The organism is Shewanella psychrophila (assembly GCF_002005305.1).
GTDB lineage: Bacteria > Pseudomonadota > Gammaproteobacteria > Enterobacterales > Shewanellaceae > Shewanella > Shewanella psychrophila.
Genome location: NZ_CP014782.1, coordinates 2,234,404 through 2,249,557 on the forward strand (window position 1 = coordinate 2,234,404; position 15,154 = coordinate 2,249,557).

The 15,154-nt window shown below is 44.9% G+C and carries 11 protein-coding genes; 4 read left to right on the forward strand and 7 right to left on the reverse strand.

Annotated elements, in window-relative coordinates; all coding sequences use genetic code 11:
- Nucleotides 1-132: 132 nt before the first annotated feature.
- Complete coding sequence (gene pstA, locus sps_RS09735) at nucleotides 133-1,785, reverse strand: phosphate ABC transporter permease PstA (protein WP_077752348.1); 1,653 nt, start codon at nucleotides 1,783-1,785, stop codon at nucleotides 133-135.
- 79 nt (nucleotides 1,786-1,864) lie between these two features.
- Entirely contained in the window at nucleotides 1,865-4,120 is a 2,256-nt protein-coding gene (locus tag sps_RS09740) for an ABC transporter permease subunit (RefSeq protein WP_077752349.1), read from the reverse strand.
- 182 nt (nucleotides 4,121-4,302) lie between these two features.
- On the opposite strand from sps_RS09740, the gene sps_RS09745 reads away from it, so the two are divergent.
- A complete protein-coding gene (locus sps_RS09745) occupies nucleotides 4,303-4,803 on the forward strand; it encodes a glycine cleavage system transcriptional repressor (protein ID WP_077752350.1) in 501 nt (166 codons plus the stop codon).
- 220 nt (nucleotides 4,804-5,023) lie between these two features.
- Nucleotides 5,024-5,839 (forward strand): DUF2797 domain-containing protein, encoded by an 816-nt coding sequence (locus sps_RS09750; protein ID WP_077752351.1) that lies wholly within the window; start codon nucleotides 5,024-5,026, stop codon nucleotides 5,837-5,839.
- 383 nt (nucleotides 5,840-6,222) lie between these two features.
- Here the strand turns inward: sps_RS09750 and sps_RS09760 are convergent, their stop codons facing one another.
- The 5 genes from sps_RS09760 to sps_RS09780 form a co-directional block, all read right to left on the reverse strand.
- On the reverse strand, nucleotides 6,223-6,627 hold the full coding sequence (locus tag sps_RS09760; protein ID WP_077752352.1) for a cupin domain-containing protein: 405 nt from the start codon (nucleotides 6,625-6,627) through the stop codon (nucleotides 6,223-6,225).
- Between the two features lie 75 nt (nucleotides 6,628-6,702).
- Nucleotides 6,703-7,902, reverse strand: coding sequence for an outer membrane protein transport protein (locus tag sps_RS09765; RefSeq protein ID WP_077752353.1), 1,200 nt, complete (start codon nucleotides 7,900-7,902; stop codon nucleotides 6,703-6,705).
- 11 nt (nucleotides 7,903-7,913) lie between these two features.
- The gene (locus sps_RS09770) at nucleotides 7,914-10,040 is read right to left on the reverse strand and encodes a hypothetical protein (protein ID WP_077752354.1); all 2,127 of its coding nucleotides are present in this window, start codon (nucleotides 10,038-10,040) and stop codon (nucleotides 7,914-7,916) included.
- 240 nt (nucleotides 10,041-10,280) lie between these two features.
- Nucleotides 10,281-10,721, reverse strand: coding sequence for a hypothetical protein (locus sps_RS09775; RefSeq protein ID WP_077752355.1), 441 nt, complete (start codon nucleotides 10,719-10,721; stop codon nucleotides 10,281-10,283).
- Nucleotides 10,714-11,367: a transcriptional regulator gene (locus tag sps_RS09780; RefSeq protein ID WP_077752356.1), complete on the reverse strand. Its 654-nt coding sequence runs from the start codon at nucleotides 11,365-11,367 to the stop codon at nucleotides 10,714-10,716. The genes sps_RS09775 and sps_RS09780 overlap by 8 nt, the downstream gene beginning before the upstream one ends.
- A gap of 265 nt (nucleotides 11,368-11,632) precedes the next feature.
- On the opposite strand from sps_RS09780, the gene sps_RS09785 reads away from it, so the two are divergent.
- A complete protein-coding gene (locus sps_RS09785; RefSeq protein ID WP_077752357.1) occupies nucleotides 11,633-13,780 on the forward strand; it encodes a TonB-dependent receptor in 2,148 nt (715 codons plus the stop codon).
- 443 nt (nucleotides 13,781-14,223) lie between these two features.
- Nucleotides 14,224-15,153, forward strand: coding sequence for an esterase/lipase family protein (locus sps_RS09790; protein WP_077752358.1), 930 nt, complete (start codon nucleotides 14,224-14,226; stop codon nucleotides 15,151-15,153).
- Nucleotide 15,154 lies beyond the last annotated feature (1 nt).

A 15,154-nucleotide genomic window follows, 5' to 3' on the forward strand; every position in this document is an offset into this window, starting at 1 on the left:
CTATCACTTATAGAGCTGCTACGCATCTCTATTTGAGTCACTGTGTGACAACTTTTTGGTTTATAACTGCAACTTAAAAGTATGATTTAGTTTCTCTATCATACTGGGTTTACATTACTCCGATAACCGATATTAGTGCTCCAGTGAGCGATATTTCTCACGTAGATGGTTTCGAACCGCTATCGCCGTCAGATTCAATGACACTATGACAGTCACTAGCAGGAACGAAGTGGCATAAACCAGAGGTCTTGCAGCCTCTACGTTCGGGCTTTGAAAGCCCACATCGTAAATATGGAAACCTAAGTGCATAAACTTTCGCTCTAAATGCACGAAGGGAAAATTCATATCTATGGGTAGGGTCGGCGCAAGCTTGACTACGCCCACTAACATCAAGGGAGCCACTTCACCCGCGGCGCGCGCCACAGCCAAAATAAGTCCTGTCATGATGGCCGGGCTCGCCATAGGTAAGATGATGCGCCACAAAGTTTCCGCCTTGGTTGCGCCCAGTGCCAGACTAGCTTGGCGTACCGAACTGGGGATACGGCTCAACCCTTCCTCGGTCGACACGATAACCACTGGTAAGGTCAGGATAGCCAGAGTCAATGCTGACCAGAGTACCCCAGGCGAACCAAATGTCGGCGCTGGCAAGGCTTCGGGAAAGAAGAGTTGATCTAAGCTACCACCGAACATATAAACGAAGAAACCTAAGCCAAATACTCCGTAAACAATCGAGGGCACACCGGCCAGGTTAATCACCGCAATGCGGATCATCTTAGTGATAGGGCCTTTCTTTGCATATTCGTGCAGGTAAACCGCCGCTATCACCCCAAATGGTGTAACAATCACAGCCATCAGCATAACCATAAATACGGTGCCGAAAATAGCCGGAAATACCCCGCCCTCAGTGTTGGCTTCCCGAGGATCGTCACTAACAAAACGACCTACACCGACAAACCAATGACCCAGTTTGTCAATCAAGCCCAAACGATTGGAATAGGTCACATCCAGAATGCTATCCAGCTTGAGGGTAACCTCCAAGTCGCGCATGTCTTTGATAATAACCGAGTCTCGTCCCGCTTCTGTTCTAAGCCCAAAAAATTCTTTCTCTACAATCAGATATTGTGATTGTAGTGCCGCCCTCTTCTGGGATAAGTCGGCCTTAATAGCAGGTGTTAGCTTACCATCAAGTTCATAACCACGTTCCTGTAGACGAAGCTTCTCGATGGCGTAATTTATCGAGCCTATCTCCCCCTTCTGTATCACAACCGACTTATCATTGAGCTCAACAGCCCGTGTTATGTGCGACTCGAACGAGGCCTCGACATCATCGAAGTCGAGTCGTTTACCATCTTCTATAACGGCAATTGGATAACCGTAAAAGTCACCATTTTTACTGCGTTCGATAACCGCAATATCTTCGGGCCGACTACGAGAAATGATATCTGTGGCTAATATCCAGCGGAAATCCAGGCCAACAAATTCACGGTTACCAGTTTTAACTAAATAACGGGTAACCGTATCCCCCGGCGTCTCTTTAAATACATGACCTGCCGAGAGCAGCTGCTCAGTAGGAACCTGTTCGGTATCGTATACCTCACCTATCAAGGTGTAAGTTTGTCCCTGTTGATCTTCCATCTCCCATTGATAGATCTCCGCAGGCCAGAAGTAACTCAAGCCTCGCCAAGCTATCATCAGCAGCAGACCTAAAACGGCAATCAAACTGATACTCACAGCGCCGCCTGTCATCCAGATCCACGGCGATCCAGATTTAAACCAGTTACCCATGAGAAACTCTCCCAGTTAGACCTTGCAAAAACACACACATATCCAAGTTCATATATCTAATCATCATGTTCATCGCTATTTAAAGTGAGCTATAACGTTCGCGAAGACGTTGTCTCACGACTTCAGCAATAGTGTTGAAGATAAAGGTGAAAACAAACAATACAAAGGCCGCGAGGAAGAGTACCCGGTAGTGAGAGCTGCCGATGGCCGACTCAGGTACTTCCACGGCAATATTCGCCGCCAAGGTTCGCATGCCTTCAAACACACTCCACTCCATAATGGCCGTGTTACCTGTGGCCATGAGTACAATCATGGTTTCGCCAACCGCACGCCCCACTCCCATCATGATGGCGGAGAAAATACCCGGACTTGCAGTTAATAAGACTACGCGAGTCAGTGTCTGCCAGTTGGTAGCACCGAGCGCCAAGCTGCCATTAGAAAGATGACGAGGCACAGAGAACACCGCATCTTCGGCTATGGAGAAGATAGTTGGAATGACCGCAAACCCCATGGCGATACCGACAACCAGAGCATTACGCTGGTCAAAAGTGATGCCCAGTTCATTGGTGATAAACAATCTTGAATCACCATCGAAGAAGGCGATTTCCAATGCCGGACTGATGGCAAAGGAGAACCAACCGACGAATAAGATCACCGGGATCAACATCAACTCCTGATAGGCTTCTGGCAATAACTGCTTAGCCTTATCCGGCAAGTTATGCCAGATGAAAGCGCTGGTCAGTATCGAGACTGGCAAGAGGGTCAGTAATACTAAGATCCCCGGCAGGTGATCCTCTATCAAAGGAGCCAGCCATAAACCGGCAAGAAAGCCGAGTATTACCGTAGGCAAGGCTTCCATTATTTCAATGGTTGGCTTGACGACGGAACGCACCTTAGGCGTCATAAAGTAGGCGGTATAAATAGCGCCGGCAATCGCCAGGGGAGTGGCAAAAAGCATGGCATAGAAAGCGGCTTTCATGGTACCAAACGCCAATGGCATCAAGCTCAACTTAGCTTCAAAATCATCTGAGCCAGAAGTCGACTGCCACACATACTTGGGCTCAGGATAACCTTCGTACCACACCTTGCTCCACATGGCGCTCCATGACACCTCGGGATGAGTATTTGAAACGCTGAACATGTGTAACTTGTTGTCGGCTTCCACCACCAAGGCATTTGAACGTGGACTAAAGCCCAGCGTGCCCGGATTTTTTAAGTTGAAATCCTCAGAGAAGAGTTTTCTTTGACTGGTAGTATAAAGTAACGACAGCTGGCCATTATCGCTGATAGTAACGAAGCTCTTACGATAAAACTCAGAAGCTACACTCTTAATGCCTCCATGATTTTTAAAGTCGCGTATCTCTTGATACTGACGCCCTTGTTTGCCGTTGACCTGAAAATACTGTTGCACTAAGCCTGAGTCGTAGCTCACCAGCAAGGAGCTTGCCCCTGCAAGCAGGCTAACATTGGTGACGTTAACGCTTGTACGCCCCAGCTCTAATACTTGGCTCAGAGATACCGCTTCGGCATCGCGAATATCATAGATAAACAACTTATTACCCGATCTAAGCAGGAGTTGGCGCTGATCTGGGGTCATCAGCTGCTGCTGAACATCTACAGGTGCATCCTTAATAATGCCGTTGTAAGCAGACCATTCGACCTCTTCGGTCATCATGTTCTCCTCGCCCTCCTGACGAGACAGACGCCATACATTATCATCGTCTTGATAAGCAAACGTCATCATATCGCTACTGTAATCGAATGCGAGATGATTAATCGCTTGCCCTTGCTCATCGACCGTCATGGCCGCCTTACCGTTAGGAAATCTCAATTTAGGCGTAATGAGGCGGTTATTATTTGGATAAGTCACACCGAACTCGATTCCTGAAATGATCACCTGACCATTATCAAGGCCGAAGGCAAACCTCTGCTCACTTGGTACCGAGGCTGCACTACTGACAACCTGACTTCCCTCAGGAAATTCCAGCTGTTCAGTTTCAATTAATTTTGATGAGCTAACATCATAAAAATCAACTTGGCCAGTTTGAGAGACACGATACATAATTTCATTTTGCTCATCGCTTCCAACCATCAGAGCCGGAACTGAGTCATGAAGATCCACGCTTGATACGGGCGATACTTCGGCGTCATCGAAGATAGGCTTGATAACATAGAGCAGATAAAAAAAGATCAACAACAGAGCGATAAATACCATGGCTCCGCCGATAGTCACCCCGACTTGAGTCAACTTATCCTTAATCGCCCTTCTGCTTGAGCCTCTCCCCATCAGTAGGTTATTCGCCTTAGAATCAGGTTGTCTTACCTGAGTTTCCATTAGAACCTCGTTTATTAAGTAGCCAGTAGACTTTTCACTGGGATTGTTTCAATTGCTATGCTAACAATAGTTTAGAAACATTCTCATTATTCTGATGTGTGGCATTATATGACGTAAAGATGACACTAGTGTTACAGTGCCTAATCAAGGATGGAATAATTAAAATCATACGGAGTATCAATATGTTACGCTATTTAATCACACTACAGGTCGCAGATAAAAAAGGACTCGTGGAGCAGATAGCTCACGCGGTAAGCCGCCACGGGGGGAATTGGCTGGATTCTGAGCTACGCCATATCGATGGTATCTTTGCCGCCATACTCCTTTTAGAAGTGCCATCATCCAACTGGGATGTCTTAATCGAGACCCTGGAATGTATCGAAGGATTGAGTCTAACTTATTCCAAGACCAGCAAGCAGCCCAATAAACTACAACATCTTAGCTTCTCATTGGTCGCCTACGACAGGCCGGGCTTGGTACATGAAATATCTAATAAAATAAGTGCGCTAGGGATCAATATCGAACACTTCAGTAGTCGCTATGAGACGGCAAGCCACACGGGCATCGCCTTGTTCAGAGCAAACTTCGATCTCGGCATGAAAAATCCCGAACAAGAGGAACAACTATCCGAAGCCCTGTATGCCTTAGGTGACGATGTAGTACTCGATAAAATAAGCCACTAAACCTGCCTCTGACCAAAGTAAAAGTTAGACTCAACCTCAACATCGAAGAGAAGCTTTCTCTTCGATGGCTCCTCCTTTAGCCTCTTTACAAAACCACCTCGCAATCGATTAAATCAATCAAGAACAAAGTCAACAATCTGGTATACTAAATATAAATGCCAATGTCATGCAAATACCATTGTCAGGGACCGTCAGAGTCCCCTCAATGATAGGAAAAAATATGTTAGGAACCATCAAGAAGATGCGCGCCACACTGGATGATAACCAGCAGGTGCAGTATCAGTTGCCAGTGGGCGACGATTTATTAGATATGAACCCACTCATCGGCACCACAGTGACTTTGACCCATACCGGTAAAATTTGCTGTAGTAACTGCGGAAAGAAAACCAAAAAAAGTTACTCACAGGGGCACTGTTTTGTCTGTATGAGAAAACTGGCCAGCTGCGACATGTGTATCATGAAGCCCGAAACCTGTCATTTTGCCGAGGGAACCTGCCGCGAGCCAGAATGGGGAGAGGCTAATTGTTTCGTGCCTCACTATGTTTACCTGTCGAATACGTCGGGATTAAAAGTTGGCATCACTCGTCATACCCAACTGCCGACCCGTTGGATAGATCAAGGTGCGACTCAAGGTTTGCCTATCCTCAAAGTCTCGACCAGACAGATCTCTGGCTTGGTCGAAGTCGAACTTGCCAAGATGATCGCCGATAAGACTAACTGGCGCACCATGTTAAAGGGCAATGCTGAAGATATCGACCTAAAGGCCAAGGCTGCAGAATTACTGCCTGAAGTCGAAAACAAGATCCATGAGATATGCATGGCCCATGGTGATTATGCCATAGAGAAACTCGATGAAGAGATACAGAGTATCCACTTCCCCGTTACCGAGTTTCCAACCAAGATAAGCTCACATAACTTCGATAAAGAGCCAGTCGTCAGTGGCGTTTTGCTCGGCATTAAGGGGCAGTACCTGATCTTCGATACTGGTGTGATTAACCTACGTAAGTTCACTTCCTATGAGATTAGCGTCGGTTAGACTGACGGGTTAAATAGAAAAGCTCATACCATACCAATCAGCATAAAGATGTGATCGCTCAGCGAGAGTTTAGCGCTTCAGAGGCAAGGTCATTAATTGCTCCTGCATGAATGACATTCACAACATCCATGTTGCTAGCAACGAGTGAAGAGCATAGTTATTCTACGTTCTAGCTCGTTAACACTGCATATGAAGCGCTAAAACTTGCCTTTCAGGAGTGTTTTTGGCTGCCTACTTCTTCGTTGAATAGCCTCACAAGGGAATAACCATTCCATCATCTATTCACCTTGAATTTGTTTGCCAAAAATAACTCTGAGTAGATCACTTTCTTATACTGATTGGTATATGTCATCAGCTTTCTTTTATCTATACTTGATTGATAATTAGTGTTTATGATCTAACACCGTCACTTTATCTCCTTGCTCCGCCAGATAAAACACCACTATTTTGGCCGGCTCTGTACTGATATTCTTCCCGTAGTGAGAGGTGTTAACCAACTCAATCAGCGTATCCCCAGCTTTTAGATTTTTCTGTTTACCGTCGCGGGTGTACACCATCAATTCACCACTTAGAAGTATGCCGGCATTAATCACCGGATGTTGATGCCAAGGCAATTCTTCACCGGGGGCTATCACTATCTCTTTAATGGTCACTTCAGGTTGGGTCAATGAGTACGCAGGTAGTTTATTGCCGTCCCATGACTCGGTAGATTTGATTAAGTCTTTGGACGTCGCTGCACTCACCGACGTTGCAGCAAAAAATAACCCTAAACCAAGCATTCTAAACATGTTAAATCTTCCATTTTATTAAACAATAATAAGAAATATGGGCGCATCGACACCAGAGCCAATGCACCTTTGACATCAAAAACGATAACTGTATTGCGCCCCGATAAGCCAAGCGTCAGCTGTGGTCAGTGCCTTAATACTCGACTGTGTGCCTGGAATAATGGTCAGTGACTCTTCCACCACTTCATCTTCACCCAGTACATAACTCACGCCCAGATCAACACTCTGTTTATCCGACAAATGATAGCTTGCTCCAGCAGAAAGCCATTGTCTGTTTGAGTCGGGGATCGACAAAGAGCTCAAGCTATCTGTAGGGGCTTTGTCGTACATATACCCGGCTCTTAACTCTACTTGAGGGGACAGATAATAGGTGCCCCCTATGGATATATGCCCAGCATCGACCCATTGATATTCTTTAATACTCGACGAGAGTTCCTCTGACGTTAATGCATTAAATTCAGACCATGCAACATATTGCACACTGTAATGAAACGCAAATTTTTCAGTCAACTTATGATATCCAGATAACTCAAGCATATCGGGTAAAGGAATATTAATGCTGTCGGCTGACTCTCCACCCATCGACACTTCGCCTTTAGCTTCGATATCAGGACTATAGCGGTAACTTAAACCGATACGATTGTCGCGGTCAAATTCATAGGCCAGCCCTAAGTTAAATCCATAACCAACGCCATCAGCCTCGACATCTAACAAACCTTTACGTTTGATATCGCCATCGCCATAGATCACATCGATACCGCCACCTAAGCTGAATTTATTAGTCACTTGATAGGAGAGTGCAATACCAAAGTTGACGCTGGTTAACGAGGTTTCTCCGCCAAATTCCCTCGCAACATAGTCCTCAGGAAACACAATATTAGTGCCAAAATTGGAATACACTGACGCCCCTAAAGTAAAATCAGTCCCCTCTATAGGGTGAACGTAATAGGCATTAGGTATAAAAGCATCTTCAGCAATATCGTCGACACTGGCATCCACAGTATCCCCCACTATCGGAGTATAAAGCGCTGCAGACACATCTACACTGCTTAAAACAGCCACACCACCGAATGAGAGTTCAGGAGTTTCAATCAATGACATAGCGGCGCTGTTTTTAGCCATAACCGAAGCGTTGTCGGCAATAATCCCATCACCGGCAAATGCACGGCCAAGCCCAGTCGCCGATTGAGCATTAATTTGAAAACCTGCCGCTACCGCCTGATGAGTAGCCAAAAGAACTGCAAGACATGTATATGTTCTAGGAAAGTGTTTCATTGTGCAGACTCCTACTCAATATTATCCAGGTTATTGATCATCACTTCGCCGCCATCAGATATCACCATGCTGGCGACAGCAACCTGCTGGGTATCGGTCGCATTCCAGACTTCATCCAGAATTTCAGTATCAGGAATACCCGGTTTACCCTCTTCATCCATCGGACCTTCATAAGGGAAAAGATAGGTACCGTGACCGCCAACTGTTGCCCTGATCATCACTCTGAGTCCAGTTCCTGATTCATCGATTACACTGCCTCTTATCACTCCAAGATTTAAGGCTGTAACTAACGGATCTGTACCTGTCATCACATTGTCGGGGCTGGAATTAGGCACCACAAAATCGGGTAAGTACTCACCCACTTCACAGCTAGCATTACAGTTACCTACCGCTTCGATAAGCAATGTCGGCTGCATTGCCATATTTTGTCTCTGAACAAAGTTAGCAGGGTCTGCACTGTCGGTACTCGCTTGAATCCCTTGCTTAAAGTCTGGTAAGAGCAAAGCATAAATATCCTCTTCCAGTGCTGACACTGTGATTTGATTATGTTCAGATACGCTCTCAAATTCTCGCAATGACAAAATGCAGGTTTCGTTACTGTCGCTTGGTTGGCAAGATTGTGGCACTAAGGTTTCTGCGATACCTCTTTGAATATCCGGAGACTGCTTAATCGCTTGTTCCGTTTCTTCACCTAAGGTGTCAGAGGTTAACGTCAGATTCACCAGACCTTGTCCCGGTACAACAAAGTTAACCGTATTAAAATGCAGGGCTTCGACCTGCTGAGACATCTCACTCACCATCACAGAGACGATTCCTCCCAGTGAATGACCCACTAAATGGACATTAGTTGGATCCGTCCAGGAGACCTTGTTCAAGGCATAGCGTAAACTTAAATTATCGGATACCGCCTGAGTCAAATTCCCCCTCAGCGTCAAGGGTGAAGCTATGTTGATAAAGTTTGCCTTATCAACTTGCGCGCTGATCTCATTGCCTTCCCTGTCATACATGATCCGCTCTCCGTGATAGGGCATATCAATGGCGGCAACTAAGAAGCCTTGATCCACATAATCTTTTACCATCAAAGAGGCAGCATTTTTATCTGCCGTCACACCATGAATAAACAGCACCACAGGCAGGGGTTGCTTACCATCCCAGTCAGTCGGAGAGTGAATATCGGCAACCACATCAAGGGATGTAGATTGAGGCAAGGTATTGGTTTTGGTTAAGTGCTCACCACCGGACTCAGGCTTCATCCACCGGTACAGATCCGGACAAGCTGTTATGGGATCAAACTCATCCACCAGACAACTTGCCTCATCTTCTTTGGTAAAAGGCAGGTAATAAGGCATGGTTAAGCTGGTTTGGTAGGTATCATATTTTCTAGCATCGTTTATTTTCGTCAGTTCCCCCAAAGAGGCTGAAGCATCATGCTCAATGATTGAATCTAAGATCGGGTATACACTTTGGGTGGTAAATTGAGCCCCATAGATCACGTTTCCTTGCCCGGAAGCTTGCTGATAAGCTTCAGTGGCCAATGTTATTTGTTGTTTGATTAACAACTCTGTTTCACTGAGGTCGTCTTCATCTCTCGACAACAAACTTGTAAAGCTGGCATCGGCCATTAATGGCTCACCAAACTGAGTTTTCACTCTATCGCTGACCGCTAAAAAGTAACGACTCTCACTGTTTAAGGCCTGCTGACAAGCGATTTTAATCTCTTCTCCACTGGCGGTTATCTCTGCTGGCACAGCTTTAGCGCTTGCTGCATCTATCAGCATGATATTGTTCACTAGGCTGGCACTATCTAGCGGATACCTCTCATCGGCATCGATACTTGCAATAGGGATCCTGATTGGCTCAACACATAATCCCCAGCCATCTAGAGCGGCATAGACAGTGTCTGAACTGCGGTAAAAGTTCTCCCTATCTACACCTTCAACCTGGTTCTCGACGGGAAAGGCTATGGTATGGTCTGAGTCAAAACCATAGCCGTCATTGGGTATTGGCAGTGCATTAATTGAAAACGGGACATATACCGAAATGGGAGCCTGACTCACATTCTCTTCAGATCCGCAGCCAGCCACTAACAGACTGCCGATTAACGCAGATGCATAAGGGGCTAAAAACTTAGTCTTCATACAATCCATTCCTCTTTATGTTTAGGGGCTGTGCAGATTAGGAGGATTTAACAAAAATGACTTATCAATAATCCTTATTGATAATTAATTAAAGATAAAAATAAATATATAAACTTTAAAATCAAATGGTTAATTAAAGCTTGTAGATTTCAGCAGAAGTGAAGAAATGAATGAACAGATCAGCTTGATAACGCTAAACAAGCATTATCAAGGACTAGAATGATTGATAAAATGGCAGAGTTAATCGTTATCTATGCTTTCAAAGTAGAGTGACAAGTAGTCACCACTGAGTAAAAACGAGTCTTCATCGATAGCTTGCAGCTCGAAACTATCAGAGAAAGCACCGTTGCGTATAAAAGCCTGCTCTGTGACCGTCACCGCTTTTTCCGGGAATATACGCTCATGCTCTTCTTGAATAAATCTCAGGTGGTTACCGGACAAAGAGACGGTGCCGTTTGAATTAAAGCCAGTTCGGCCATCTAACAAGAAGAAAAGATGATATCTATCATCTGTAAATTCGATTTTAACGAAAGTAGGCACTAACAGACGTGTATTCTTTTCATTTAAATAAACCCGGGTATTAGACTCGAAACTTCCACTGGGTAATGAGTCTTGTGCGAGAAAAAACAGAGTGAGCCCACCACTAAGGCAACCTAAGATAATAAGCATGACTTTATTCACTGCAATTAACTCCTTCTACGCCCTTTTTAAATCCGTAGGATCCTTGCTCGCTGAGCAATAATTGAGTGTTACCAGACTCATATATCAAAGGTGAGCTTAACCGCTGTGCAATATCTTGCTCAGGTAGCACGAGATAACATTCCTGATAGGTTTTACCAGGTAGATATGATGTGAATGTCATGAAGACCATGCCCAATACAATAACGCCGATATAAGGGAGTACAAAATACAGCCCATGGTTCAACCAAGGCATACCTGGCACTGCAGGCTCGTGAGTGGCGGGAACAGGCAAACTTTCATTCTGATGATGCTTAATAGGATGAGGTAAGTCAGCACTCACCTCTCCTTCAAATTGATAGCCTTTACCCCTAACCGTTTTAATCAGCTGATTTGACTTATCATCGAGCAACTTGCGGCAAGCAGAAATACTTTGTAGCAGGCTGCCCTCTTCGACGATTATGCCCCTGTCTTTCCAAACAAAGGCGATGATTTCTTCCTTAGACAATAACTGGTTTGGTCGACTGGTGAATAGCTTAAGTAACAGTGCTTCATTGGTGCCTATCTCTTTCTCATAGCCAGTTGGACAATCTAAAATTTTGTTAGTTGAGAAATCAATAATGATCCGCTGTTCTACCCTTATTCTCATTTCACCACATCAATTATTAAGCACATAAAATAGTGTCATTACCTTAAAGCAATTAGCTCAGAGTGCATAGGCAGCAACAAAACAAAGTTTACATTTCAAAAATAGCGCAAAAAAGATACTAAATTAGTAAGTATTATCAAGGGTTTCATCTGAAGAGGTTTATGCATTAGATCACAACAGTAGGGAAACTTATGTAAATAAGCTTCAAATGATATTGATAATCTATACCATTTGCGCCACATTATTTACATTGTCAGGATCATCCATGTCATTTTCATTAAGTAAAACAGCCATCGCCACACGATGTGCATTGCTTTGCCTCGCGCTTCCCTCACTTTCAGTTATCGCCGACGAACATAACACTTCAGATAATTCTATGGAGCGAATGATTATCACAGGCAGTCGCAGTGTCGAACGCATTGATGAAGTGCCATCTTCGGTCACCTTGATTGACAACAAGATGCTTAAGCAAGATATGCTCGTTAGCTCAGAGCTGCAAAACATACTGGCGTTCCGTGTACCGGGAATGGCACCAAGTTCAGGAACCTCAAGTAACTCAGGACAAACATTACGCGGCCGACAGGCATTGATCATGATTGATGGTGTGCCACAGTCGACGCCACTACGAAACGGTCAATTAGGCATTCGTTCCATCGATGCCGGAGCCATTGAGCGTATCGAAGTGATCAAGGGCGCGACCTCTATTTATGGTAATGGCGCATCAGGCGGCATCATTAACTACATCACTAAGAAGGCCAGTAGCGATGACAAAGCCAGAATCCAGCTAGGTGCATCGAGCAAGTTCAGTGCAGTAAAATTCGAAGATACTCCAGGTTACCGTTTCGATGCCTCCATAGACGGCACAGTCGATAATTTCAGTTATGTATTGAGTGGTGCAATCGAAGAAACAGGTTTACAGCGTGACTCAGAAGGTGATGTTATCGGTCTTAAATACGGGTTATCAGAGACTAAATCTAAGAATCTATTCACAAAGCTCGGTTATGCCTTCGATGAAGAGAAGTATCTGCAGCTGACCTATAACTATTACGATGCTCAACAGGAAGCCGATTATGTGGACGTGGTCGGTAGCGTCAACAGTGGTGTTAAGACCTATGCCATCAAAGATACATCGGGTGTAACTAAGCTCGGTGAACCTCAGGGGCCACGTGGTAATCATAACTTGATGCTGAAATATGTTGATGAAGCATTATTTTCTAACACTCAGCTGACAGTCGATGGCTATGCCCAAGTTATCGAAAATATGTTCTTCTACTCCACACTTCTTTCTAACCCAAGTGAAGGTTATGCCGGCGGCCAATCATTAATTAAATCGGACAAGAAAGGCTTACGGGTAAACTTCAATACACAAGTCGATTGGGATGATGTCGAAGTCAGCTTCATCTATGGCCTTGATGCACTCAACGATGTAAGCTCCCAGCCTCTCGATGACGGCCGAATTTGGGTGCCAGAGATGGACATGACTAACTTAGCCGCCTACTTACAGACTAAAATAGTGCTCTATGATGACTGGATAGTGAAAGCCGGAATTCGTCAAGACAGTGTCGATCTCAGCGTAGATGACTACCAGGCACTGAAACTCTGTATCGCCCCAGATACTTGCTCGGTTCCCATGGATGTAAAAGGCGGTGATATTGATTATGACACCACCACCTTTAATGTCGGGATCAGATATAATATGAATGAGTATTTCAGCCCATTTATGAGCTTCTCTCAAGGATCCGACATATCAGATCTAGGCCAGTTACTTCGCACCGCAACCGTCGATGATATCTCGTTAATCCGCACAGAAGCCTCTATTGTTGACAACTACGAAGTGGGTATTTCGGGACAAATTGCAGACGTTAGCTATGAAATCGCTGCATATCGGAGTAATTCAGAGTTAGGAACGGGTAGCGAATACATTGAGGAGACAGGCGTTTATATGCCTGTTCGTGAGCCACAAAAAATTTGGGGCTATGAAGGACAACTCAATTATCAAATACAAGACAACTTAAGTACCAGCGTCAGCTATAGCTGGATAGAAGGTAAGAATACCGATAAAGATACTTACCTCGACGGTAAGACCATCTCAGCCCCTAAATTCACAGCAACCCTTAACTGGCAACCCCTTGAAGATGCCAGAATCGGCATCAATTACCTCTATGTTGGCGACCGTAAGCGTTTCGAGCCCATAAACGCTAAATACGTCGGTACACAAGGACCTGTCAGCAGCTATAACTTGGTAAACTTAAGCAGCAGCTATCAAATCGACAACTGGCAGTTGTCTCTGGGAGTCGAAAATCTACTGAACGAGGATTATTACTCGGCTCGCTCTCAGGCATACACATTTTCAGGCTACAACACCAAGGGTCTTGGCACCTCTGTGAACCTTGGGGTAAAGGCAACATTTTAGTCGTAATCTCACGATAACTGAAAAGAGGCAAGCAATGGTTTGCCTCTTTGCATTAACAATATGATTATCCTCGTTCAAACCAAACATAATTTAATACCCTGATTTTCCTATCGCAATCAGTCAAAAACTCGGCTACCAGCTATATTTCCAGAGCCTAATATTGAAGAAATAAAATTATTTCATTAGCCTTTGCTAAAGCACGGTCTGTCTTAAACAGGTCCGACATCTAACGCTATTACTCAGTTTACTCCTCAACCGCTAGTTTTAAACACGCCTACAACTCCTGTCTAGCCTGACTTTTAATAGAAAACATAGCTTGATTCAATCAGATTATTGAGATAACAATAATTACAGGCGGTCACTTTTCATACAGACCGCTAACAATAAAATACTAAACAACAAGACGAAGTAACAAGACAGTCAACAACACCCTGGGGAATAATATGAACAGATGGATCTACACTCTTACAATCTTGCTCTTGAGCTTATCAAGTTCATTCAATGTTACGGCCAGCACCTCTACATCGGCGACTAAGTATCCAATAGTACTGGTTCACGGCTTATTTGGTTTTGATGATATCTGGGGGATAGATTACTTCTATCGAATACCTCAAGCACTACAGCAACAAGGGGCTCAGGTATTCGTGGCGAGCGTGTCACCAGCTAATTCCAGTGAGGTGCGGGGTGAACAATTACGCAGCTACGTCCAAGCCGTTCTTGCACAAACCGGTGCTGATAAAGTCAACCTGATTGGTCACAGCCATGGCGGCCCAACCACACGTTACGTTGCCAGTATCAGTCCTGAAATGGTGGCATCGGTAACCTCAATCGGTGGCGTTAACTGGGGCAGCAATGTCGCCGACTTTGTCCGCGGTGCAGTACCAGCCGATTCGGCGATAGAATGGCTTGCTCAACAAGGCTTTAATACTTTAGCGTCTATCATTGCGGGGATCTCCGGTAATAGTGGCCTGCCAGCGGACACCATAGCAGCAATGGAATCACTCACTACCGCAGGCTCTGTCGCATTTAATCAGAACTATCCGGAAGGTATTCCGTCTCAGTATTGCGGCCAAGGTTCAGCACTCGCCGACAACGGTGTTTATTACTTCTCCTGGTCCGGTTCCAGTCAGTTCACCCATGCATTAGATGTCAGTGATTATCCGTTGAGCCTAACAGGTTTACTTTTTGATGAACCTAATGACGGTCTGGTTTCAACTTGTAGCTCTCATTTAGGTCTAGTCATCAAAGATAACTATAAAATGAACCACTTAGATGAGGTGAATCAGACTTTCGGCTTGGTAAGCTGGTTTGAAACGAACCCTGTCACAGTATACAGACAGCACTTAAGCCGTTTAGCCCAGCTAGGACTCTAAT